The following is a 21,567-nucleotide window of genomic DNA, read 5'->3' on the forward strand; positions in this document are numbered from 1 at the left end:
ACCAGGCCGTAGGCTGTGGCATCATGCGCGTGGCTTACAACGAACAGATGACCGGGCTCGCCGACATGCTCGGCGAGATGGCCGGCCTCGCCGGGACGGCGATGGAGGTGGCGACCCAGTCGCTGCTGCAGGCAGACCTCTCGCTCGCCGAGCAGGTCATCAGCGATCACGACAAGATCACCGAGCTGAGCGTCGCCTGCGAGGAGCGTGCCTTCGCCCTGCTCGCGCTGCAGGCGCCGGTCGCCGGTGACCTCCGCTCGGTGGTCAGCGGAATCCAGATCGTCGCCGACATCGACCGGATGGGCGCGCTGGCGCTGCACGTGGCGAAGATCGCCCGCCGCCGGCACCCGAACCACGTCCTCCCCGAGGAGGTCAACGGCTACTTCGCCGAGATGGGCCGGCTCGCCGTCACCCTCGGTGCCGGCGCCAAGGAGGTCCTCGAGACCCGCGATCCCGAGCGTGCCGCGCAATTGCGCGAAGAAGACGACGCGATGGACGACCTGCACCGGCACCTGTTCAGCGTGCTGATGGACCGGGAGTGGAAGCACGGCGTGGCCGCGGCCGTCGACGTCACGCTGCTCGGACGGTTCTACGAGCGTTTCGCCGACCACGCCGTCGAGGTCGCCCGCCGGGTGATCTTCCTGGTCACCGGCAAGATGCCGGTCGACCCCGACGAGACCACGGAAATCGAGTCCTGACCTACGCGCACCGAAACCTGACACGCCCCGGCCGGATTCCACCGGTCGGGGCGTAGTCGTCTCGCCGACTCTCCGTCGTCAGAAGGTCGCGTCCAGCGCGGCCCGGAGGTCGCCGATGATGTCCTCGGTCTCCTCGAGCCCCACCGAGAAACGCAGATGCCCCCAGGTCCGGAACGCCTCGGGATAGGCCGCCACCCGCGGGCCCGTGCTCGACACGTGCACGATCAGGGATTCGTCGTGCCCCAGGGACACCGCGGAGGTGATCACGCGCAGGTTCGAGACGAAGCGGTTGTGGGTGTCGGGATCGCCCTCCAGCGCGAACGCCATCATGCCGCCGAAACCGCCGTGCATCTGCCGCGCCGCCAACTCGTGCTGGGGATGTGAGGGCAACCCCGGGTAGGCCACGAAGGCCACCCGCGGATCGGATTCGAGGAACTCCGCCACGGCCTGCGCGCTGGCGTTGTGCTGGCGCATCCGCAGCGGCAGGGTGATCGCCCCGCGGTTGATCAGCCAGGCGTTGAACGGGCTCATCACGCCGCCGACGTCCACCATCGCCTCGGTCTTGATCCGGTCGACCAGCGCCCGCGAACCGGCGACCGACCCGCCCATCGCGTCGCCGTGGCCGTTGACGTACTTGGTGAGGGAATGCACCGACAGGTCGGCTCCGAGTTCCAGCGGCCGCAGCAGCAGCGGCGTCGCGAAGGTGGCGTCGACCGACAGCAGCGCGCCGACGCCGTGCGCCAACTCGGCGACGGCGGTCACGTCGGCGATCCGGGTGGTGGGGTTGGCGGGTGTCTCGATGTGCACCAGCGCGGTCTCCGGTCGCAGCGCGGCGCGCACGGCGTCCAGGTCGCTGGTGTCGACGAAGGTCACGTCGATGCCGTACTTGGTGGGCAGCAGTTCCGTGAACATCCGGAACACGGCCTCGTACGTGACGTCGGCGACGACGACGTGGTCGCCCGTCTTGAGGAAGGTGAAGAACACCGCGTGCAGTGCCGCCACCCCGCTGGCCAGGACGACCGCGTCCTCGGCCCGTTCGAGCGCCGCCAGTTTGCGCTGCAGCGCGACCTGGTTGACCCCGCCGTTGCGCGTGTAGAAGAGCACGTCGGTGGCCGACCAGTTCATCTGCGACGGGTCCTCGGGCAGCGCATACGAGTTCGCCAGCACCAGCGGGGTCCGGACCGCGCCGGTACCCGGGTCGATCTGGTTCCCGGCGTGCACACTCTGGGTCATCGCACCGAGGGTCTCGGGGCTGTGCTTGTCGGGTCGGGGCCGGTCGGCGTTCGTCATCGATCCAACCTATCCCCCACCGCGCGCGGCCCTGCTCGGGTGCGGATGACGACGAACGGGCGGTTACCGGAGCATCGCCCGAGAGGGTGCCCCGACAACCGCCCGTTCGACTGAACAGTTGGCAGTGCCTACCCGAAGCGGCCCGAGATGTAGTCCTCGGTGGCCTTCTGCGTCGGGTTGGAGAAGATCTTCTCGGTGTCGTCGATCTCCACCAGCCGGCCGGGCTTGCCGGTGGCCTCGAGGTTGAAGAACGCGGTCTGGTCGCTGACCCGGGCGGCCTGCTGCATGTTGTGCGTGACGATCACGATGGTGAACTCCTGCTTGAGTTCGGTGATCAGGTCCTCGATCGCCAGTGTCGAGATCGGGTCCAGGGCGGAGCAGGGCTCGTCCATCAGGAGCACGTCCGGCGAGACCGCGATGGCCCGGGCGATGCACAGACGCTGCTGCTGACCGCCGGAGAGCCCGCCGCCGGGCTTGTCGAGTCGGTCCTTGACCTCGTTCCACAGGTTGGCGCCGCGCAGCGACTGCTCGGCGATCTCGTCGAGCTCGGTCTTGTTGCGCACCCCCTGCAGCTTCAGGCCGGCCACCACGTTGTCGCGAATGGACATGGTGGGGAACGGGTTGGGTCGCTGGAAGACCATGCCGATGGTGCGTCGCACGCCCACCGGGTCCACCTGGGAGCCGTAGATGTCCTCGCCGTCGAGCATGATGGCGCCCTCGACGCGGGCACCCGGGGTGACCTCGTGCATGCGGTTGAGCGAGCGCAGCACCGTGGACTTGCCACAGCCGGACGGGCCGATGAACGCGGTCACGTTGCGCGGGGGAACGGACAGGCCGACGTCCGCGACGGCGTGGAACTTGCCGTAGAAGATGTTGACGTCCTTGAGGTCAAGACGCTTGGCCATGGTGGCTCCCTCGGTATTCGGTGATCGAGAAGGTCATTGGGTCACTTGCTCCGCACGCGGGACAGGTGCCCGATCGCCTTGGCCGCGATGTTGAGCACCGCGATGAGCAGGATGAGAGTCAGCGCGGCGCCCCAGATCCGGTTGGCGCCCGCGGCCGTCGGGTTGTTCATCTCGGCGACCATCACGCCGGGCAGCGAACCCATCTCGCCGTTGAACATGTCGAAGTTGATGAACGGCGCGTAGCCGACCAGGATCAGCAGCGGCGCGGTCTCGCCGAGCACCCGGGCCAGCGCCAGCATGACGCCGGTGATGATGCCGGGCAGCGCGGTCGGGATCACGATCCGCATGATCGTCTTCCACTTCGGCACACCCAACGCGTACGACGCCTCACGCAGGTCCTGCGGGACGATCCGGAGCATCTCCTCGGTGCTGCGGATGACGACCGGCACCATCAGCAGCACCAGCGCCAGCGACACCGCGAACGCGGACTTCGGGAACCCGAACGTCGCGATCCACAGCGCGTAGATGAACAGCGCCGCCACGATCGACGGGACACCGCTGAGGATGTCGACCATGAAGGTGGTCAGCCGGCCCAGCCGCGAACCGTTCGCGTACTCCACCAGGTACACCGCGACGAACAGGCCCACCGGGATCGAGAGCGCGGCGCACACCAGTCCCTGGAGGATGGTGCCGATCAGCGCGTGGTAGATGCCGCCGCCCTCGGCCGACGCCGACAACCCGTTGAGGGAGTTGGTGAACCAGGTGGCACTCATGAGCGCCGGCAGGCCCTTGGCGATCACCGTCACCAGCACCCACACCAGGGGCACCAACGCCAGCAGCACCGAGCCGGTGACCAGCACGCGGGCCATCACGTCGGTGAAGCGTCGCCGACCGCTGACCCCCTGGAAGGTGGGCTTCTTGACCGGACGGTCCAGAGTCGCCGTCATGTCAGTCCTTCTTTCCGGCGATGGCGGCGCGGGCCGCGGCGTTGACCAGGAAGGTCAGCACGAACAGCACCAGACCCGCCGCGATGTAGGCGCCGGCCTGGATGTTGTTGTTGAACTCCGCGTAGCCGAGGGCGATCTTCGAGGCGAGGGTGGAGCCGGTGTCGAACAGCGACCAGCCGAACTCCTTCGTGGTGGTGCGCAGGATCATGTACAGCGCCATCGTCTCTCCGAGCGCGCGGCCCAGTCCGAGCATCGACCCGCTGACGTAGCCGGACTTGCCGAACGGGATCACCGTGGTCTTGACGACCTCCCACTTGGTCGCGCCCAGCGCCAGTGCCGCCTCGATGTGCGCGGTCGGGGTCTGGGTGAACACCTCGCGGGTGACCGCGGTGATGATCGGCAGGATCATCACCGCCAGCACGATGCCCGCGGTGAAGATGGTGCCACCGCCGCGCACCGAGCCGGAGCCCGTCGCGAACAGCGGGATCCAGGAGAGGTTCTCGTTGAGCCACACCGCCAGCGGCCGGATCGCGGGCGCGAAGATCAACATGCCCCACAGGCCGTAGACGATGGACGGCACCGCCGCCAGCAGGTCGATCACGTAGGCCAGCGGCCGGGCCAGCCGCTTGGGCGAGTACTGCGTCAGGAAGATCGCGATGCCCAGCGCCACCGGCATCGCCAGCACCAACGCGAACAGCGACACCAGCACGGTGACCTGGAGCAGGTCCAGGATGCCGAACGCCATGTTGGTGATGTCGTCGGTGTTCCAGACGCTGCTGGTGAGGAAGTTCGCCTCGTTGCGCGAGAGCGCCGGCACCGCTCGCCAGACCAGGAACGCCCCGATCGCGCCGATCAGCACCGTGATGAACACCGCCGACCCCGACGCAAGCGTGGTGAAGATCCGGTCGCCCGGACGGGTCACCGTCTTTGCGGGGGCCTTGGGTGACGAAGTGATCGGAGCCTCCGGTGTTCCTGGTGGACCACCCACCCCCGCCCCGGTGTCATCGGGGCCGGAGGTGAGGGGTGCCGATTGGGCTGGCGCGTCGCTCATCTGCGCTCGCAATCTTCCTGGTGTGAATATAGAGCGGAGTCCGGTTCGGGAAAACTCAGCCGATGGCGGCGATGGACGCGGTCAGCTTGTCCTGCACCGTGGCGGGCAGCGGAACGTAGCCCTGCGCGGCGAGGTCGGCCTGCCCCTCGCTGGCGGCACTGGTCAGGAACGACTTCACGGCCGCCGAGGTGTCGGCGTCGTAGCCCTTCGAGCAGACGATCTCGTAGGTCGCCAGCACCAGCGGGTACGCGCCCGGCTCGGAGGTGCCGAAGATCGAGTTCAGGTCCAGCGACAGGTCGCCGGTGCCCTCGTTCTTGAACTTGGCGCTGCTGATCGCCTTGCCCGCGGTCTCCTCGGTCAGCTCGACCGGGCCCGTGCCGGTGTCGATCCGCGCCATCGCCAGCTTGTTCTGGTCCGCGAAGGACTTCTCGACGTAGGTGATCGACCCGGGCGCACCGGCCACGGCCTGCGACACACCGGCGGAGCCCTTGGCGCCCTCGCCGACGCCGCCGACGAAGTCGGAACCGGCACCCTTGGTCCACGCGCCGTTGGAGGCGGTGGTCAGGTACTGCTGGAAGTTGTCGGTGGTGCCCGAGGAGTCCGAGCGGACGATCGGGACGATCGCCTCGTCGGGCAGGCTCACGCCGCTGTTGAGTGCGGCGATCGCGGGGTCGTTCCACTTGGTGATCGCGCCGCTGAAGATCTTGGCGAGCGTCTCGCCGTTGAGCGTGAGGTCCTCGATGCCGTCGAGGTTGTAGGCGATCGCGACGGGGCCGAACACCAGCGGGAGGTTCCAGGCGTCGTTGCCGGCGCAACGCTCCTTGGCCGCCGCGGCCTGGTCGCCCTTGATGGCGGAGTCCGAACCGGCGAAGTCGACCTGCTTGGCGATGAACTGGGTGCGCCCGTCGCCGGAACCGCTGGGGTTGTACGCGACCTTGACGTCCTTGCTCTTGTCCGCGCACACCGCGATGTAGGTGGAGGCGAAGGCATCCATCGCGTTCTTCTGCGCCGAGGAACCCGCGGCGGAGAGCGTGCTCTTGCCCTCACAGGTGGCGTTCGAGGCCGCGCTGTTCACCGTGGTGGTGTTGGCGGCGGAGTTGTTGTCGCTGCCGCAGGCGGTCAGGGCCATGGCCCCGACGGCCATTGCACCGAGCACTGCACCACTGCGCTTGAAGTTCACGCTAATTCCTCCGGGAGGCTCAACCATTTCGCCCGAGTCGGGCGACATTGCGAGGCGCAGTTCGGGGTCCGATGCACCGGGCAGCGCATCGCCGCCCACCAAGAAAGCTAAGGGCAGGTGGTGGACAGACGGTCCCGGAACGGTGAACGGAAGGTGAACTCATTCACAGCAGTGTCGAGGATCACGCCGCCGTCGGGCGCGCCGCCTCGAGATCCTGGGGCCGCGGGTTCTTCAGGGTGGACGCGTAGACGTCGACGTACTCCTGGCCCGACATCTGCATGAGCGCGTACATCACCTCGTCGGTGATGGCCCGCTCCACCCAGCGATTGCCGCTCATGCCGTCGAAGCGGGAGAAGTCGATCGGTGCGCCGAACTTCACCTGCACCCGGCGACGACGCCAGCGGAACGGACCGGGCGGGCACACCTCGCCGGTACCGATGACCGCGACCGGGATCACCGGGATACCGGTGGCCAGCGCCACCCGCGCCATCCCGGTCTTGCCCTTGTACAGCCGGCCGTCCGGCGAGCGGGTGCCCTCGGGGAACAGACCCACCAGCTTGCCCTCGTCGAGCAGGCGGGTGGCGGTCGCGAGCGCCGACTGCGCGGCGTCCGCTCCGCTGCGGTCGATCGGCACCTGGCCGGCGCCGCTGTAGAACCAGCGCTGCAGCGTGCCCTTGAACCCGGGCGTGGTGAAGTACTCGCTCTTGGCCAGGTACGTGATCCGGCGCGGCGACGCCAGGGGCGCGAACAGCCAGTCCGCGACGGACAGGTGGTTGCCGGCCAGGATCGCGGGACCGTGGGTCGGGATGTTCTCCACCCCTTCAACTTTCGGACGGTTGATCAGAGCGATCAACGGTCCGACGAACGCGTACTTCAACAGCCAGTAGAACATCTACGCCCCTTCGACCCCGGTGTATGCGACGTCCACGTGGAAGCGACCGAATCCGAGCCGGTCGTAGGTGTGCAGCGCCGCGGTGTTGTCCGCTTCGGTGTACAGCAGCACCGAACCGAGTCCCCGGTCGCGAAGGTACCGGAGGCCGGCAACGGTCAGGAGTCGGCCCAGTCCACGGCCCTGCGCGGCCGGGTCGATCGCGACCACGTACACCTCCCCGATCGCGGGTCCGTCCGCGGTGGCCGGGTGCACCTTGGTCCAGTGGAAGCCCAGCACCGCACCGGTCGCGACGTCGGCCGCGACGAACAGTCCGGCCGGGTCGAACCAGGGCTCCGCCACCCGCTCGTCGATCTCGTGCTGGGTCCAGGAGCCCTGCTCGGGGTGCCAGTCGAACGCGGCGGCATTCACCCGCAGCAGCTCGGCGTCGTCCGCGGCCCCCGCGTAGGTGCGCAGGGTGACGTCGGCCGGCACCGGGACCTCGGGCAGCTCCGGGGTGTCCAGCCGACGTCGCAGCTGCAGCAGTTCGCGGGCCGGCCGCAGCCCCAGGTGCGCGGCGACGGCACGGGCGGCCGGCAGGTCGCCGTGCGCCCAGACCCGGGTGCCGGCTCCGCCCGCGGCCAGTGCATCGGCGACCAGCGCGCGGCCGATCCCCCGGCCGCGCCGGTCGGGATCGACGGCGACCTCCGCCATGGCCGGGTGCTCGCCGTGCGCGGGTTCGACCCCGGCGTAGCCGACGACCACGCCGTCGTAGGTGGCCAGCAGGTGTCCGGCATCGGCGGCCAGGTTGTGCACGGCCTGCTCAGAAACCGGCGCGGTGCCGTCCACCGTGGTGGCCCGGTCCAGCACGGCGCGTACCTGCGCCTGCTGCCCGGCGTCGAGCCGCGTCGGCCGGCTCAGGTCGAACTCGTCCATCTACTACACCGTCTCCATCTACTGCGCGGTCCCGTTGGTCGTGGTCAGAGTCGCGTCGGCCGCCTCGCCGGTGTCGTCGTCGGCGACGATCTCCGCGTCCGCCTGCCCGCCCACGGACTTGCGGCTGGGCCGGACGGCCTTGTAGCCGACGTTGCGGACGGTCCCGATCAGGGACTCGTGCTCGGGGCCGAGCTTGGCCCGCAGCCGTCGCACGTGAACGTCGACCGTGCGGGTGCCGCCGAAGAAGTCGTAGCCCCAGACCTCCTGCAGCAGCTGGGCCCGGGTGAAGACCCGGCCGGAGTGCTGCGCGAGGTACTTGAGCAGCTCGAACTCCTTGTAGGTGAGGTCGAGGGGGCGCCCGCGCAACCGCGCGGTGTAGGTGCCCTCGTCGATCGTCAGCTCACCGAGGGTGATCTTGCCGGACGCCTCCGGACTGGCCAGCCCGCCGCTGCGCCCGACCAGCAGCCGCAGCCGCGCGTCGAGTTCGGCGGGGCCGGTGCCGGGCAGCAGGATGTCGTCGAGACCCCATTCGGAGTTCACCGCGACCAGTCCGCCCTCGGTCACGACCGCGACCACGGGAACCGCCGAACCGGTGCTGCCGAGCAGCCGGCACAGTCCGCGCGCGGCCGCGAGGTCGGTGCGGGCGTCGACCAGTGCCACGTCCGCGGACCCGGCCTCGAGCAGCGACGACACTTCCGTGGGCGCCGGCCTGAGGGTGTGCGCCAACAGCGCGAGTGAAGGCAACACTGCCTCCGGGTGCGGGTCCGAGGTCAGCAGGAGCAGCTCCACGCGGGCCTTCCCCTCTCGTCGTCCATGTCGAGCACGGTGGTGTGCCTGAACACGGTGATGTGCCTGAACACGCGGCGACGGTGACGCGATACCTCGAAACAGACTAGCTTGCCGCCTTCGACAGCCGGACCGACCAGTCCCGGCGCGTTCGGTCACAATGGTGCGGTGCGCAAACTGATACTCGCCCTGGTGTGCCTGCTGGCGCTTGTCGTCGTCGTCGACTTCGGTGCGGCCGCCTACTCCGAGTACCGGGTCTCACGAGGCCTGCGCGCCGGCGGTGAGCTCACCGCCGACCCCGACGTGACCATCACCGGCTTCCCCTTCCTCACTCAGGCCGCCGCCGGGAAGTACTCGAACGTCGAGATCCGCGCCCAGGGCGTGAACAGCAACGTCGTGGGCGAGGTGACCGTGGAGGCGAACCTGCACGGCGTCAGCATCCCGGCGTCCGACCTGGTCAACGGCACGGTGAAGACGGTCCCCGTCGACCACATCGACGGCCGCGTGCTGATCGACGCCACCGAGCTCGGCACCTTCCTCGGCATCCCCGACCTGCAGGTTTCCGCGCCGCCGGCCGACAAGTCCGACGGGACCGGCGGCTCCGGCGGCTCCGGGACGGCCACCTCGGGCGGCGTCGTGCTCACCGGCACCGTCCCGGTCGGGCCGCTGCGGGCGAGTGTCAGTGTGCAGGCCGACCTGGTCCTCGACGGCGAGAACGTCAAGGTCATCGCCACCGACCTCTACTTCGGGCCCGAGGGCCGTGCCGACTTCACCGTCCCGGAGATCCTGAAGCCGACCGTGCTCGGGCTGTTCACCAGGACCATCGACGCGCAGCAGTTGCCGTTCGGCGTGGTCCCCAGCAAGGTCTACGCGGAGGGATCCCAGCTGGTGATCGAGGGCGCGGGCGACAACGTGGTGATCAACCTCGACGATCTCCAGACGCCGTGACCGCGCTCGTCGTCCTCGCCGTCGTGCTGGTGGCCGCTCTCGCGGCCGGGGCGTTGCTGCGCGCGCGCTCAGGCACGGTCCGGGCCACCGAGTCCGGGCCCGTGGTCGACGAAGCCCTGCGCGAGCTGCTCACCGAGGCCGGGGTGAACACCGCGGGGCCCACTGTCCTGCACTTCTCCGCGGACTGGTGCGGGCCCTGCGCTGCGGTGCGACGGGTGATCCACCAGGTCCTCGGGAACCTCGACACCAGGCTCGGCCCCGACGCGGCCCGCACCGTCGAGGTAGAGCTGGACATCGACGAAAACCCCGACCTGGCAAAAGAACTGGGCGTACTGTCGCTGCCCACCACCTTCATCTTCGACGCCGCGCTGGTGCAGCGGCACCGGATTTCCGGGGTCCCCGCCGCCGCGGACCTCGAAGCCGCGCTGCTCCCACTGTGCGGACCCGGCAACTCTGTTCCGGGAAAAAACGGGTAAGCTCGCCGACGTGCACCCCAGCCAAGAGCTCATGCTCACCCGTCGCCGCACAGTTGACCTGTGCCGCCTCGGTGGTTGTTGCTGTCTCTGCTGCTGATCGCACGGCTGACCGCTTTCAGGCTCATTTCCGGCATTCCCGCCTGAGCCCCGCGCCGTGCCGATCGGAACACGCGCCCTCTTCACGTAACCACGGTCTTCACGTACTCACGAGGCACTCGTTCGAGCGCAGGAGCACATCCCGATGCCTACCTTCACGCCCCAATCCGTAACCAGTTCGACGCCGGCACAGGTCGACGTCCGCGGACCACGCTTCGCTGCCTGGATCACCACCGCGGTCCTCGTCGCCGTCCTCGCGTTGTCCACCGTCTCCGCGGTCGCGGCCGGCCTGCTGCTTGCCGTGCAGGCCGTGGTGTTCGCGATCGGCGCCGCCCTCGGCCCGCGTCGCAGCCCGTACGGGCAGGTCTTCGCCCTGTTCGTGGCGCCGCGACTGGCACCGACCAGCGAACGCGAACCGGCCGCGCCGCTGAAGTTCGCGCAGCTCGTCGGCCTGGCGTTCGCCGTCGTCGGCGTCGCCGGGTTCCTCACCGGCCTGGCCGTGCTCGGCGCGGTCGCCACCGGCTTCGCCCTCTTCGCCGCCCTGCTCAATGCGGCGTTCGGCATCTGCCTCGGATGTCAGATCTACCCACTCGTGGCCCGCTTCCGCGGTCCGACGCGGCTTGCGACGTAGTCCGCGCCTCCCACCCAGACCCAAGCAGTAAGAACGAAAGGAAACCCATGGCTCGCTCCGACGTCCTGGTCTCAGCCGACTGGGCAGAGCAGAATCTCTCCGCCCCGAAGACGGTCTTCGTCGAGGTCGACGAAGATGCCTCGGCATACGACGGCGGCCACATCGAGGGCGCAGTCAAGCTCGACTGGCGAAAGGACCTGCAGGACGCCGTCCGCCGGGACTTCCTCAACCGGGAGCAGTTCTCCGAGCTGCTGTCCGCCAAGGGCATCTCCAACGACGACACCGTCGTGCTCTACGGCGGCAACAACAACTGGTTCGCGGCGTACGCGTACTGGTACTTCAAGCTGTACGGCCACCAGGACATCAAGCTGATCGACGGTGGCCGCAAGAAGTGGGAGCTCGACGGCCGCCCGCTGTCGGCAGCCGAGGTCACCCGCCCGGTCACCGACTACAAGGCCGCCGAGCCGGACACCTCCATCCGCGCGTTCCGCGACGAGGTCATCAACGCCATCGGAAGCAAGAACCTCGTCGACGTGCGCTCGCCCGACGAGTTCTCCGGCAAGATCCTCGCGCCGGCGCACCTCCCGCAGGAGCAGGCGCAGCAGCGGGGCCACGTCCCCGGCGCCATCAACATCCCGTGGAGCACCACCGCCAACGAGGACGGCACCTTCAAGTCGGACGACGACCTGGAGAAGCTGTACGCCGCGAAGGGCTTCGACGACAGCCGCGAGACCATCGCGTACTGCCGTATCGGCGAGCGGTCGAGCCACACCTGGTTCGTGCTGCAGGAGATCCTGGGCAAGAGCAATGTCAAGAACTACGACGGCAGCTGGGTCGAGTACGGCTCTCTCGTCGGCGCACCGATCGAATTGGGAGCATAAATCATGTGCGGAGCACCTGTTCAGGGTCAGACCCTGCCGTCCGGCGTCAACGTCGAGAAGGAAACCGTCATCACCGGTCGCGTGCTGAGCGCTGACGGCCAGCCCGTCGGCGGCGCGTTCGTCCGCCTGCTCGACGGCACCGGCGAGTTCACCGCCGAGGTCGTCGCGTCCGGCACCGGCGACTTCCGCTTCTTCGCCGCCCCGGGCACCTGGACCGTGCGTGCACTGTCCAGCACCGGCAACGGCGACACCACCCTCTCACCCGAGGGCAGCGGCATCCACAACGTGGACATCACCGTCAGCAAGTAGGACGCGTCGCGTCACGGCCCCGCTCCCGGTTCGCCCGGGACGGGGCCGTCGTGCGTCCGGACCCAGGTCCGGACGCCACCCCACGCACCTGCGCCACCCGAGGCGGCCGGATCCGGCGGCCCGGTCTAGAATGACGCCGTGGTCATTTTCTTCGAGGTGCTGCTGGTTCTCGCAGCCATTCTGATTACCTGGTTCTCGCTCTACGTCGTGTACCGCTTGGTCACCGACCAGCCGTGAGTCCGACCGGGGTCCCCGAGGACGATCAGTCCCCCGACCAGCCGGCCGTGCAACGCGGCTCCGGCGACAAGGCCGTGGCCGACGCGATCGAGCGGTCCAAAGACACTGCCGGGCGCAACATCCCGGTGCTGTCCGGACTTCCGCTGCCCGAGGAGACCGCGAACCTGCGCCTCGGCCCCGACCTGCATCCCGGCCTGCTCGCGCTGCTGCCGCTCGTCGGCGTCTGGCGCGGCGAGGGCGAGGGACACGACCTCGAGGGCGAGTACCGGTTCGGCCAGCAGGTGGTCGTCAGCCACGACGGCGGCAACTTCCTGTCCTGGGAGTCACGGTCCTGGCGCCTGGACGTCGACGGTCAGTACACCGGACCGGACCTGCGCGAGAGCGGGTTCTGGCGGGTCAGCGGCGACGGCATCCCCGGCAGCGTCGACGAGGAGACCGTCGAACTGCTGCTCACGCACGCCTCCGGCGTCGTCGAGCTGTACTACGGCCAGGCGCTCACCCAGTCCAGCTGGGAACTGGCGACCGACGTCGTCATCCGCAGCAAGCACGGGGCGTTGGTCGGCGGCGCCAAGCGCCTCTACGGCATCGTCGAGGGCGGTGACCTCGCCTACGTCGAGGAGCGCATCCTCGCCGACGGTCCGCTGAAGCCGCACCTGTCCGCGAGGCTGTCCCGCTACATCGGGTAGCACTCCCGTCTGATCGCTGCCCCTCCGTCTGATCGCTGTCCGTCGACGCCGAACGGCCCCCGAGCCGTACCGCCGACGGACGCTTGTCGTCGCACAGTCCCGGTCGGGACTGACCGGGGGCTCGGGGGCCGGGTGACTGTCGGGGATTCGCCAGCCGCACACGCGGTCAGTGAATTCCGCTGGCGCGGCTAGCTGACAGCCACCTCACGCGTCCTGTAGTTCTTCAACTTCAGACCACCTCCTTCCTCGTGTACGGACGAAGGTACGCCCGGCCACGAGGGTGTGCAACGGATTATTTTCCGGTCCGTGCGCAGGTCAGCAGGTGGACGGCGCGGCGTCCCCGCGGAACCTGTCCTCCATCCAGTCGAGCGCCCGCGGCAGACCCAGGACCGCGGCGGAGAGATGGTCCGGGGTGGGCGTCAGGAGCGACTCCACCGGAGTGCCCGCCCCGCAGTAACGCCGCAGGGTGTTGTCGATGGAGTCGACCGGGATCAATCCGTCGGTGGGGCTGTGCCATTCGAAGATCGGGAAGTCCGGGACGCCCGGGTACAGCTCGAGGCTGTTCTCGTCCATCACCTCCCAGGCGGCCGGATAGTTCATGAAGTCCTTGTTGTCCGTCACCTGCGCCGCGCTGCGCCCGATGCCCCAGAACATGATCTCGTTGGTACAGCCGTTCTTGATCATGTCCTGGAGCCAGCGGCCCTGGTCGTTGAGCTGGCCCGACACGTTGATCCGGTCCGGGTACTCGCGTTCGAGCCCCAGCGCGGCCGCCATCGCGAGGCCGAAGGCCGGATGCGGGTTCGCGCCGAGCGCCTGGGCCATCTTCCCCAGGTTCATCGGGACGCCGCCCTGGGCCGCGCCGACGATGTTCAGTTCGGGCGCGTAGGTGGGTGCCATCGCGGCGGCCCATCCGGTCGCCATCCCGCCCCCGGAGTAGCCGGCCAGACCGATCGGGCTGTTCGCCGCCTGGAACTCGGGAATCTTCCGCACGGCCTTGAGCCCGTCGAGGGTGATCTGCCCGCCGAGTTTCGCGGCGCCGTACGCCATCCTCGGCCCGAGATGGTCGGGAAGTGTCACCGCCCACCCCCGCGCGAGCGCGATGTTCAGGCCGGGCGCCTCCCGGATCTGGGTGAACGGGTCGGTCGTGTAGAGCTCGGTCGCGATCTTGCACTTGTTCCCGAGCGCGTTGATGATGTGCTGGTACGACACCAGCGGACCGTCCGGGACGCGGTTCGGCGGCAGCAGGAAGGTGGTGTTCGCCGCCATCGGATGCCCCTGGGAGTCCTTCGTGCTGAAGAGCACCTCCCACACCTGGCTCCCGGGAAAGTAGAGGTTGGGCGGCATCTGCCGGAGCTTGAGCACCTCGCCGGGAGCATGCGCGGCCAGGTCCGGCGGCGCGCTGAAGAAGGGATCCGGGTCGGCCACCGGGTAGACCGGAAGCGCGGCCGCACTGCCGGCCCCCGCCGTCGCCGCTACCAGGACCGACGCCAACCCGACCACGACGCCGCCTACCAGACTTCGAATCAACGCTCCCATGGACCACTCCCCAGTCGTCAGGACGTTCGATCGAGCATTCCGTCGGTGACTATGCCAGGGGTCTCGGACGGCCCATCGGGTTTCGTGTCACTGCTTGGTCTCGACAGCGGGCCGTTCGGTCACGATTCGATCACTCCGACCGCTCGCCTCATTACAGTCGGCTCCCACCTCGAGCACCCGATCCACGGCACTGCCGCTCGGCAGTTGATGCGTCACCACGACCACCGTTCGGCCCGGGTCCACCAGGTTGCCGGAGCGGTCGAGGAGCGCGCGAAGCAGCGCCGCGCCCTCCTCGGCGTCGAGGTGTTCCGTCGGCTCGTCGAGCAGCAGCACCTGCGCGGGCGAGACCAGCGCCCTGGCGAGCAGGAGCCGGCGACGCTGACCCCCGGACAGCGACCGGCCTCCCGACGCGAGAGAGGTGTGCACGCCGTCCGGCAGTCCGGCGAGCCACTCGCCCAGACCCACCGATTCCAACGTCGCCGACGCCTCGGCCTGGTCGAGGTCGCCGCGGGCCACCCGCAGGTTCTCCAGCAGTGACGTCTCGAACAGGTGCGCATCCTCGGCGAAGAACCCGACCTCGCGACGCACCTGGGCCGGGTCCAGGTCCCCGACCGCCGCCCCGTTCACGGTGACGTCGCCGGCAGCCGGGCCGAGCAGACCCGCGAGGGTCATCAGCAGCGCCGTCTTGCCGGCGCCGCTCGGTCCCACCACCGCGGTCCGCGAACCGGGCGGCAGGTCCAGGTCCATCGGGTCGGTTTCGGTGCCGCCGGGCCAGCCGCACCGCAACTGTCGGGCCCGCACGTGCACCGGTTCCGTCACCGGAGCCGTGCTCGGCGCGGGCGCCTCCCCCGCCCGGTCCAGCAGTTCCATGATGCGGGCGGACGCGATCCGGGCCCGGGTCAGCGCGACCGCGGCGGCCGGCAGCACGGCCGTCGCCTCGAACGAGGCGAGCGGGAGCAGCACCAGGATCGCCAGCGACATCGGGGTCATCGCGCCGGGTGTGCCCCCGTCGACGCCGTACGCCGCGATGCCGATCAGCAGGGCACCGAACACGCTCGCACCGACGGCGAGCGGGGTCGCGGCCGCGGCGAACCCGGCGGGTACCGCCGCCCGATCCGTCGCCCGGATCTCCTGACGCTCCCAGGCCTGCGCCCGGCGGCGCATCTCGTCCAGGCGGCCGGCCACCCGCAGTTCCGCGGCATGGTCGAGGGCCAGGACCGCGGACTCGCTGAACCGCGCCGCCGCGAGCGCACCGTCCGCCTCTGCCATTCGAGCAGCCCGCGCCGAGAGCATCGGCGCCGCGATCCCCGAAACCGCCAGTGCGACGGCCAGTACCAGCGCACCGGCGGGCGAGATCAACGCCAGACCACCGACCGCGACGAGGGCGAGAACCACCGCGACCGCGATCGGGACCAGCGCCCGTACCACCACGTCGCCGAGCGCGTCGACGTCCGCCCCGGTGCGGGCCAGCAGGTCACCGCGCCGCAGGCCGGCGGGCGCGGCCGGATCGCCCTCCGACAGCCGCCGGTAGATCCGCTCCCGCGCCGACACCGTGCCCCGCAGGGCGGCGTCGTGGGTGGCCAACCGCTCGAGGTAGCGGAAGATGCCGCGGGAGATGCCCAGCGCCCGCACCGCCACCACGGCGACTGTCAGGTCGAGCACCGGCGGCATCTGCCAGGCCCGGGTGATCAGCCACGCGGACAGCGCGGCCAGCGCCAGCGCGCTGCCGAGCGTCGCCACCCCGGCGACCACCGCGTAGGCCACCCGTCGCGGGCTCAAGTCGAGCAGGCGCAGTGCGCGGAGCAACGGATCGCTCATGCCGCCGCCTCCCCGGTTCCGGAGGGCACTGCCTCGGACTGCGCGGTCACCACGGTGTCGCCGGCGGCCAGCACCGACGGACGATGTCCCACCAGCAGCACGGTCCGACCGGCCGCGGCCAGTCGGCGCAGCGAGGCGAGCACCGTCGCCTCCGTGTCGGCGTCCAGGTGCGCGGTCGGCTCGTCGAGCAACAGGACCGGCGCGGGCGAGAGCAGCACCCGGGTCAGTGCGAGGCGTTGGCGCTGCCCCACCGAGAGCCCCAGACCACCGACGCCGACCGTGGTGTCCCAGCGATCCGGCAGTTCGGCGAGCACCGTATCGAAGCCGGTTGCCGCACAAGCTTTCTCGATGTCCAAATCGTCGGCGTCCACCGGACCGGTGAGCTCGAGGTTCTCGCGCAGCGTGCCCGGGACCAGCACCGGATGCTGCGGCAGCCAGGCCACCTCGTGCCACCACCGAGTGGTGTCCAGCCGGTGCACCGGCGTCCCGCCGGCCAGCACCTCCCCCTCGTCCGGGTTCGCGAGACCCAGGATCAGTTGCAGCGCAGTGGACTTGCCGGAGCCGTTGGCGCCGGCGAGAACGGTGACCCGTCCCGGCTCCGCGGTCACGTCCAGGCGCCGCGGCGCCCAGCCCCCGCGCGAACGCACACCCACCCCGCGCAACGTCACCGTGGCCGAGTCCGCCACCTCGCCGCCCCCGAGCGGGCCGGTCCCGCGACCGTCGAGAATGTCGAAGGCCTTGTCCGCGGCGGCCTTTCCGTCCTCTGCGGCATGGAACTGGGCCCCGACCATCCGCAGCGGCAGGTACACCTCCGGAGCCAGGATCAGCGCGACCACCCCGTCCCGAAGACCCATGTTTCCGAACACCAGGCGGAGCCCGATGCTCACCGCGATCAGGGCGACGCTGAGCGTGGCCAGCAACTCGAGCACCATCGAGGACAGGAACGCCACCCGAAGCGAGGCCATGGTGGTGCGCCGGTGCGCATCACCGAGCTCGCGAACCCGGTCCGCCGGTCCGCGCTCGCGGCCGAGTGCCCGCAGTGTCGGCAGGCCCGCCAGCAGGTCCAGAAGCTGCCCGGACAGGCTGGTCATGGTGGCCAGCGAGGCCTCGGCCTTGCCCCGGGTGAGCAGCCCGATCAGGATCATGAACACCGGGATCAGGGGCAGCGTCACCACCACGATCACGGCTGACGTGACGTCGGTGAGCGCGATGACCAGCAGCGCCAGCGGGGTGACGGTGACCGCGAGCAGCAGGGCGGGCAGGTACCCGGTGAGATACGCACGCAGGCCCTCGATCCCGCGGGTGAGGACCGTCGCCACCTCGTCGCGGCGGGGGTCGAGCTCGCGCGGCGACAGCTCGGTGGCCGCGGTGAGCAACTCGCCCCGCAGCTCACCGATCACCCGCGACGCCGACCGGTGCGCGAAACGCGCGTGCGCCCAGGTGGACACGGTGCGCACCAGGATCGCGCCGGCCAGGACGGCCAGTTCGGTGCGCCAGGCGCCGACGCTGCGGGTCGCGGGGTCGGTGATCACCCCGGCCAGCACGGTTCCGATCATCACCGCGGAGACGATGACCGTCACCGCGGTGACCAGCGCGAGCGCCACCGTCAGGAGCAGGTAGCCGCGGGCGGACCGCGAGTAGCGCCACAGGCGCGGGTCCACCGGGCCGCGCCCGCGGGTGGGTGACACGGGCGCGGCCTCGGTCTCGGTCGGCATCTAACGCGACTTCGCGGGAAGACCGATCGACGGCGGGATCTGTGCGGTCGAGATCCGCTGGCGGAACACCCAGTACGTCCAGGCCTGGTATCCGATGACCACCGGCGTCACGAACACGGCCGCCCAAGTCATCACCTTGAGCGTGTACGGGCTCGACGAGGCGTTGTAGATCGTCAGGTTGTACGCCTCGTCGATGGTGGACGGCATCAGGTTCGGGTAGAGCGAGCCGAACAACAGGACCACCGTGGCGATCACCGCGACCGTGGTGAGCACGAACGCCCAGCCCTCCCGCGCGACGGCCGTCAGCGCGACCACCCCGACCAGGGCGGCAGCCGCCACCGCGACCAGGATCCACGTCCAGCCCTTGCCGTAGGCCAGCTGTGTCCACAGCACAAACGCCCCGGCCACCACGACCGTCGGGATCGACAGTCGTGCAGCGAGTTTCACCGAATCCTCGCGGACCTCACCGGAGGTCTTGAGGGCGAGGAACACCGCGCCGTGCAGCGCGAACACGATGGCCGTCGTCGCGCCGCCGAGCAGCGCGTACGGGTTGAGCAACTCGAAGAACCCGGAGACGACCTTCTTGTTCTCGTCGATTGCCACGCCCCGCACGATGTTCGCGAAGGCGACGCCCCAGAGGACCGCGGGCACCCAGGAGCCGATCATGATGCCGACGTCACAACGCGCCCGCCAGGTCGGGTCGTCGATCTTGCCGCGCCACTCGATCGCGCAGATACGCAGGATGAGCGCGACGAGGATCAACAGCAGCGGCAGGTAGAACCCCGAGAACAGGGTCGCGTACCAGTCCGGGAAGGCCGCGAACATCGCGCCGCCCGCGGTGATCAGCCAGACCTCGTTGCCGTCCCACACCGGACCGATGGTGTTGAGCATCACCCGACGCCGGGTGTCGGTACGACCGAGCACCGGGAACAGCATGCCGACACCGAAGTCGAAGCCCTCGAGCACGAAGTACCCGACGAAGAGAACCGCGACGAGAATGAACCAGAATTCTTGAAGTCCCATGATCTTCTCCCGCCTCAGTACGCGAACGACAGTTGTTTGGGTTCACCCGAGTCGTCCGGCGGCACTTCGTCGCCCGGCGGACGCATGTCGTGGTCCGAGGGACCTGCAATCGCGTACCGGCGGATCAGCATGAACCAGACGACACCGAGCGCGGCGTAGACCAGCGTGAAGGTGATCAGCGAGGCGAACACGAGAGCGGTCGGATGATCGGAGACACCCTGATCGACCAGCAGCCGGATCTGGTCCACCCCGGTCGGATTCGGATGCACCACCCAGGGCTGGCGGCCCATCTCGGTGAACACCCAGCCGGCGCTGTTGCCGAGGAACGGCGTGGGGATGGCGAGGAGGGACAGCCAGCCGAACCACTTCTGGTCCGGCACCCGGCCGCCGCGGGTCATCCACAGCCCGACCACGGCGAGGATGGCCGAGCCGGCCGCCCACCCGATCATCGCGCGGAACGTCCAATAGGTGACGAACAGGTTGGGCTTGTAGTTGCCCGGCCCGAACTGCTCCTCGTACTGGGCCTGCAGCTCGGTGACGCCCATCAGGGTGGAGTTGGGGTCGCCGTTCGCCAGGAACGAGGTGAGCCCCGGGATGCTGATGAGCTGGGTGATGTTCTCGCAGTTGTTCTGCGTGCCGACCGTCAGGATCGAGAAATCTGCGCCGGTCTCGGTGTGGCACAACGATTCCGCGGAGGCCATCTTCATCGGCTGCTGCTCGAACATCAGCTTGGCCTGGATGTCACCGGTGATCGCGAGGCCGACGCCCGAGGCCACCATCACCCACATGGCGAAGATCGTGACCGGGCGGAACATGGTCCTGGCGGTGTTCTCGTTGGCGGCCGCGACCACGGGGTCCGTGGCCGCCTTGGCCCTGCGCATGTTGCGCACCATCCACCAGCCGCCGATACCGGCGATGAAGGTGCCCGCGGTGAGGAACGCACCCGCCACCACGTGCGGGAAAGCCGCCAGCGCAGTGTTGTTCGTCAGCAGCTCCCAGATACTGGTGAGCTCGGCCCGACCGCGTTCCTCGTTGTACACCGCACCGACCGGGTGCTGCATGAACGAGTTTGCGGCGATGATGAAGAACGCGGACGCGTTGACGCCGATCGCGACCAGCCAAATCGTGGCCAGGTGAACGAGTTTCGGCAGCCGGCCCCAGCCGAAGATCCACAGTCCGAGGAACGTCGACTCGAGGAAGAAGGCCACCAGTCCCTCGAGCGCCAGGGGTGCGCCGAACACGTCGCCGACGAAGCGGCTGTACTCGCTCCAGTTCATGCCGAACTGGAACTCCTGCACGATGCCGGTGGCGACGCCGAGCGCAAAGTTGATGAGGAAGAACTTGCCGAAGAACTTGGTGAGCCGGTACCAGTGATCCTTCTTGGTGATCACCCACATTGTCTGCATCACGGCGATCAGCGGGGCGAGCCCGATCGTCAGGGGGACGAGAATGAAGTGGTAGACGGTTGTGATTCCGAACTGCCAGCGCGAAACATCCAGTGCGTCCATTGACAACTCCCAGACAGGGCCCGTTGGACAGGCATGCCGGAACCGAGGTCGTGGGCTGACGCCTCAGTCCCGCATCAAAAGGTATCTCCCGCGGCGGTATGCCGCAGGTCTTTATCTACTACTAGTCGTAGTACCAATGTCAAGGCGACCTGTCCGGGCATCAGGCCGCGTCGAGCTCGACCCCTACCGTCTCCGCGGCCAGGCCCACCAGCGACGACACCTCGTCCGCGATCTCCGGGGCCGGCAGGCTCAGCCCGTCCAGGGTGTGCACCCGTGCGGCGAGAGTCACACTCGACAGCAGCCAGAGTCCGTCCGCCAGAATGAGATCCGCGGGCCTCAAAGCATCGACCTCGCACCGGAACCGGTGCGCTCCGGCCACCTCGAACAAGGCCTGCTGGGTGGTCCCGGGCAGGATCCCGTGCTCGATCGGCGGGGTGATCAGCGTCCGTCCGCGCGAGATCAGCACCGTCGACCTCGGTCCCTCCAGCACCATGCCCTCGCTGCTCGTGAAGATCACGTCGTCGGCGCCGCGCGCGTGCGCGTGCCGCAGCGCCGCCATGTTGGTCGCATACGACAGGGTCTTGGCCCCCAGCAGCTGCCACGGCGCCGTCGCGGCCATGTCGACCGAGTACCCGCGGGCGAGCGTGAGCACCGACACCCCGTCCCGGCGGGCGGCCTCGACCCGGTCCGCGACCGGGCCGACCGTGAGGTACCCGGTGGGCCCGCCGCCGGACTCACGCCCGCGGCTGAGCACCAGGCGCATGATGCCCTCGCGGTCGGCGCCCCACTCGTCGAGCGCCAGCCCGACCGCGATCCGCCAGTCGTCGAGGTCCGGCTCCGGCAGGTCCAACGCCGCCGCGGACCTCCGCAGCCGCGCCAGGTGCAGCTCGATGGTGCACGGCGCCCCGTCGCGCACCAGCACCGTCTCGAAGACGCCGTCGCCGCGCACCGCACCCAGGTCGTCCGCATGCAGCAGGGGGGCGTCGGGATCGTGCACGACGCCGTCCAGGGTCACCAGCACCTGATCAGCCATGCCCCAAGC

The 21,567-nt window shown here is 69.3% G+C and carries 21 protein-coding genes; 7 read left to right on the top strand and 14 right to left on the bottom strand.

Features of this window, described 5'->3' with window-relative positions; genetic code table 11:
• The first annotated feature begins 23 nt into the window (after positions 1–23).
• Positions 24–698 (top strand): phosphate signaling complex protein PhoU, encoded by a 675-nt coding sequence (phoU, locus tag RT2_RS02920; protein ID WP_072843017.1) that lies wholly within the window; start codon positions 24–26, stop codon positions 696–698.
• 78 nt (positions 699–776) lie between these two features.
• On the opposite strand, the gene RT2_RS02925 is transcribed toward phoU, so the two are convergent.
• From RT2_RS02925 to RT2_RS02960, 8 genes are all read right to left on the bottom strand, one after another.
• Positions 777–1,988 carry a trans-sulfuration enzyme family protein gene (locus RT2_RS02925; protein ID WP_072843018.1) on the bottom strand — a complete coding sequence of 404 codons (1,212 nt, stop codon included), beginning with the start codon at positions 1,986–1,988 and terminating at the stop codon, positions 777–779.
• Positions 1,989–2,116: 128 nt separating this feature from the next.
• Positions 2,117–2,893, bottom strand: coding sequence for a phosphate ABC transporter ATP-binding protein PstB (gene pstB / locus RT2_RS02930; protein WP_072843019.1), 777 nt, complete (start codon positions 2,891–2,893; stop codon positions 2,117–2,119).
• A 41-nt stretch (positions 2,894–2,934) separates the two neighbouring features.
• Positions 2,935–3,840: a phosphate ABC transporter permease PstA gene (gene pstA / locus RT2_RS02935; protein WP_072843020.1), complete on the bottom strand. Its 906-nt coding sequence runs from the start codon at positions 3,838–3,840 to the stop codon at positions 2,935–2,937.
• Position 3,841: 1 nt separating this feature from the next.
• Positions 3,842–4,891, bottom strand: coding sequence for a phosphate ABC transporter permease subunit PstC (gene pstC, locus RT2_RS02940; RefSeq protein WP_072843021.1), 1,050 nt, complete (start codon positions 4,889–4,891; stop codon positions 3,842–3,844).
• A gap of 55 nt (positions 4,892–4,946) precedes the next feature.
• Positions 4,947–6,071: a phosphate ABC transporter substrate-binding protein PstS gene (gene pstS, locus RT2_RS02945; RefSeq protein ID WP_072843022.1), complete on the bottom strand. Its 1,125-nt coding sequence runs from the start codon at positions 6,069–6,071 to the stop codon at positions 4,947–4,949.
• 181 nt (positions 6,072–6,252) lie between these two features.
• Entirely contained in the window at positions 6,253–6,963 is a 711-nt protein-coding gene (locus RT2_RS02950; protein WP_072843023.1) for a lysophospholipid acyltransferase family protein, read from the bottom strand.
• The gene (mshD, locus tag RT2_RS02955; RefSeq protein ID WP_072843024.1) at positions 6,964–7,875 is read right to left on the bottom strand and encodes a mycothiol synthase; all 912 of its coding nucleotides are present in this window, start codon (positions 7,873–7,875) and stop codon (positions 6,964–6,966) included.
• Positions 7,876–7,893: 18 nt separating this feature from the next.
• Entirely contained in the window at positions 7,894–8,664 is a 771-nt protein-coding gene (locus RT2_RS02960; protein ID WP_072843025.1) for a winged helix-turn-helix transcriptional regulator, read from the bottom strand.
• A gap of 165 nt (positions 8,665–8,829) precedes the next feature.
• On the opposite strand from RT2_RS02960, the gene RT2_RS02965 reads away from it, so the two are divergent.
• The 6 genes from RT2_RS02965 (at position 8,830) to RT2_RS02990 (ending at position 12,925) form a co-directional block, all read left to right on the top strand.
• Positions 8,830–9,609 (top strand): LmeA family phospholipid-binding protein, encoded by a 780-nt coding sequence (locus RT2_RS02965; protein ID WP_072843026.1) that lies wholly within the window; start codon positions 8,830–8,832, stop codon positions 9,607–9,609.
• A complete protein-coding gene (locus tag RT2_RS02970; protein ID WP_072843027.1) occupies positions 9,606–10,085 on the top strand; it encodes a thioredoxin family protein in 480 nt (159 codons plus the stop codon). The genes RT2_RS02965 and RT2_RS02970 overlap by 4 nt, the downstream gene beginning before the upstream one ends.
• A gap of 241 nt (positions 10,086–10,326) precedes the next feature.
• Complete coding sequence (locus tag RT2_RS02975; protein WP_072843028.1) at positions 10,327–10,812, top strand: DUF4395 domain-containing protein; 486 nt, start codon at positions 10,327–10,329, stop codon at positions 10,810–10,812.
• A gap of 47 nt (positions 10,813–10,859) precedes the next feature.
• Complete coding sequence (locus RT2_RS02980; protein ID WP_072843029.1) at positions 10,860–11,693, top strand: sulfurtransferase; 834 nt, start codon at positions 10,860–10,862, stop codon at positions 11,691–11,693.
• Between the two features lie 3 nt (positions 11,694–11,696).
• On the top strand, positions 11,697–12,002 hold the full coding sequence (locus tag RT2_RS02985) for a DUF1416 domain-containing protein (protein ID WP_072843030.1): 306 nt from the start codon (positions 11,697–11,699) through the stop codon (positions 12,000–12,002).
• A gap of 284 nt (positions 12,003–12,286) precedes the next feature.
• Positions 12,287–12,925, top strand: a complete 639-nt coding sequence (locus tag RT2_RS02990; RefSeq protein WP_083577049.1) for a heme-binding beta-barrel domain-containing protein — start codon at positions 12,287–12,289, stop codon at positions 12,923–12,925.
• A gap of 315 nt (positions 12,926–13,240) precedes the next feature.
• Here the strand turns inward: RT2_RS02990 and RT2_RS02995 are convergent, their stop codons facing one another.
• The 6 genes from RT2_RS02995 to RT2_RS03020 all read right to left on the bottom strand — a co-directional run bounded on the left by RT2_RS02995 (position 13,241) and on the right by RT2_RS03020 (position 21,558).
• Positions 13,241–14,461 carry a lipase family protein gene (locus tag RT2_RS02995; protein WP_072843032.1) on the bottom strand — a complete coding sequence of 407 codons (1,221 nt, stop codon included), beginning with the start codon at positions 14,459–14,461 and terminating at the stop codon, positions 13,241–13,243.
• Positions 14,462–14,548: 87 nt separating this feature from the next.
• The gene (gene cydC / locus RT2_RS03000) at positions 14,549–16,279 is read right to left on the bottom strand and encodes a thiol reductant ABC exporter subunit CydC (RefSeq protein ID WP_072843033.1); all 1,731 of its coding nucleotides are present in this window, start codon (positions 16,277–16,279) and stop codon (positions 14,549–14,551) included.
• The gene (gene cydD, locus RT2_RS03005) at positions 16,276–17,994 is read right to left on the bottom strand and encodes a thiol reductant ABC exporter subunit CydD (protein ID WP_072843034.1); all 1,719 of its coding nucleotides are present in this window, start codon (positions 17,992–17,994) and stop codon (positions 16,276–16,278) included. Before cydD ends, cydC begins: the two co-directional genes overlap by 4 nt.
• Entirely contained in the window at positions 17,995–19,017 is a 1,023-nt protein-coding gene (gene cydB, locus RT2_RS03010; RefSeq protein ID WP_072843035.1) for a cytochrome d ubiquinol oxidase subunit II, read from the bottom strand.
• 14 nt (positions 19,018–19,031) lie between these two features.
• Entirely contained in the window at positions 19,032–20,525 is a 1,494-nt protein-coding gene (locus RT2_RS03015; RefSeq protein ID WP_072843036.1) for a cytochrome ubiquinol oxidase subunit I, read from the bottom strand.
• A 160-nt stretch (positions 20,526–20,685) separates the two neighbouring features.
• Positions 20,686–21,558, bottom strand: a complete 873-nt coding sequence (locus RT2_RS03020; protein WP_072843037.1) for an aminodeoxychorismate lyase — start codon at positions 21,556–21,558, stop codon at positions 20,686–20,688.
• Positions 21,559–21,567: the final 9 nt, after the last annotated feature.

This window comes from Rhodococcus tukisamuensis NBRC 100609 (assembly GCF_001894985.1).
Classification (GTDB): domain Bacteria; phylum Actinomycetota; class Actinomycetes; order Mycobacteriales; family Mycobacteriaceae; genus Rhodococcus_G; species Rhodococcus_G tukisamuensis.

What these genes read in the sequence shown, in the direction of transcription:
- RT2_RS03020 (WP_072843037.1), bottom strand. Translation starts at nt 21,558, where the DNA reads ATGGCTGATCAGGTGCTGGTGACCCTGGACGGCGTCGTGCACGATCCC.
- pstA (WP_072843020.1), bottom strand. Translation starts at nt 3,840, where the DNA reads ATGACGGCGACTCTGGACCGTCCGGTCAAGAAGCCCACCTTCCAGGGG.
- RT2_RS02995 (WP_072843032.1), bottom strand. Translation starts at nt 14,461, where the DNA reads ATGGGAGCGTTGATTCGAAGTCTGGTAGGCGGCGTCGTGGTCGGGTTG.
- cydC (WP_072843033.1), bottom strand. Translation starts at nt 16,279, where the DNA reads ATGAGCGATCCGTTGCTCCGCGCACTGCGCCTGCTCGACTTGAGCCCG.
- RT2_RS02950 (WP_072843023.1), bottom strand. Translation starts at nt 6,963, where the DNA reads ATGTTCTACTGGCTGTTGAAGTACGCGTTCGTCGGACCGTTGATCGCT.
- RT2_RS02985 (WP_072843030.1), top strand. Translation starts at nt 11,697, where the DNA reads ATGTGCGGAGCACCTGTTCAGGGTCAGACCCTGCCGTCCGGCGTCAAC.
- phoU (WP_072843017.1), top strand. Translation starts at nt 24, where the DNA reads ATGCGCGTGGCTTACAACGAACAGATGACCGGGCTCGCCGACATGCTC.
- pstC (WP_072843021.1), bottom strand. Translation starts at nt 4,891, where the DNA reads ATGAGCGACGCGCCAGCCCAATCGGCACCCCTCACCTCCGGCCCCGAT.
- RT2_RS02980 (WP_072843029.1), top strand. Translation starts at nt 10,860, where the DNA reads ATGGCTCGCTCCGACGTCCTGGTCTCAGCCGACTGGGCAGAGCAGAAT.
- cydD (WP_072843034.1), bottom strand. Translation starts at nt 17,994, where the DNA reads ATGCCGACCGAGACCGAGGCCGCGCCCGTGTCACCCACCCGCGGGCGC.
- RT2_RS02975 (WP_072843028.1), top strand. Translation starts at nt 10,327, where the DNA reads ATGCCTACCTTCACGCCCCAATCCGTAACCAGTTCGACGCCGGCACAG.
- RT2_RS02925 (WP_072843018.1), bottom strand. Translation starts at nt 1,988, where the DNA reads ATGACGAACGCCGACCGGCCCCGACCCGACAAGCACAGCCCCGAGACC.
- pstB (WP_072843019.1), bottom strand. Translation starts at nt 2,893, where the DNA reads ATGGCCAAGCGTCTTGACCTCAAGGACGTCAACATCTTCTACGGCAAG.
- mshD (WP_072843024.1), bottom strand. Translation starts at nt 7,875, where the DNA reads ATGGACGAGTTCGACCTGAGCCGGCCGACGCGGCTCGACGCCGGGCAG.
- RT2_RS03015 (WP_072843036.1), bottom strand. Translation starts at nt 20,525, where the DNA reads ATGGACGCACTGGATGTTTCGCGCTGGCAGTTCGGAATCACAACCGTC.
- cydB (WP_072843035.1), bottom strand. Translation starts at nt 19,017, where the DNA reads ATGGGACTTCAAGAATTCTGGTTCATTCTCGTCGCGGTTCTCTTCGTC.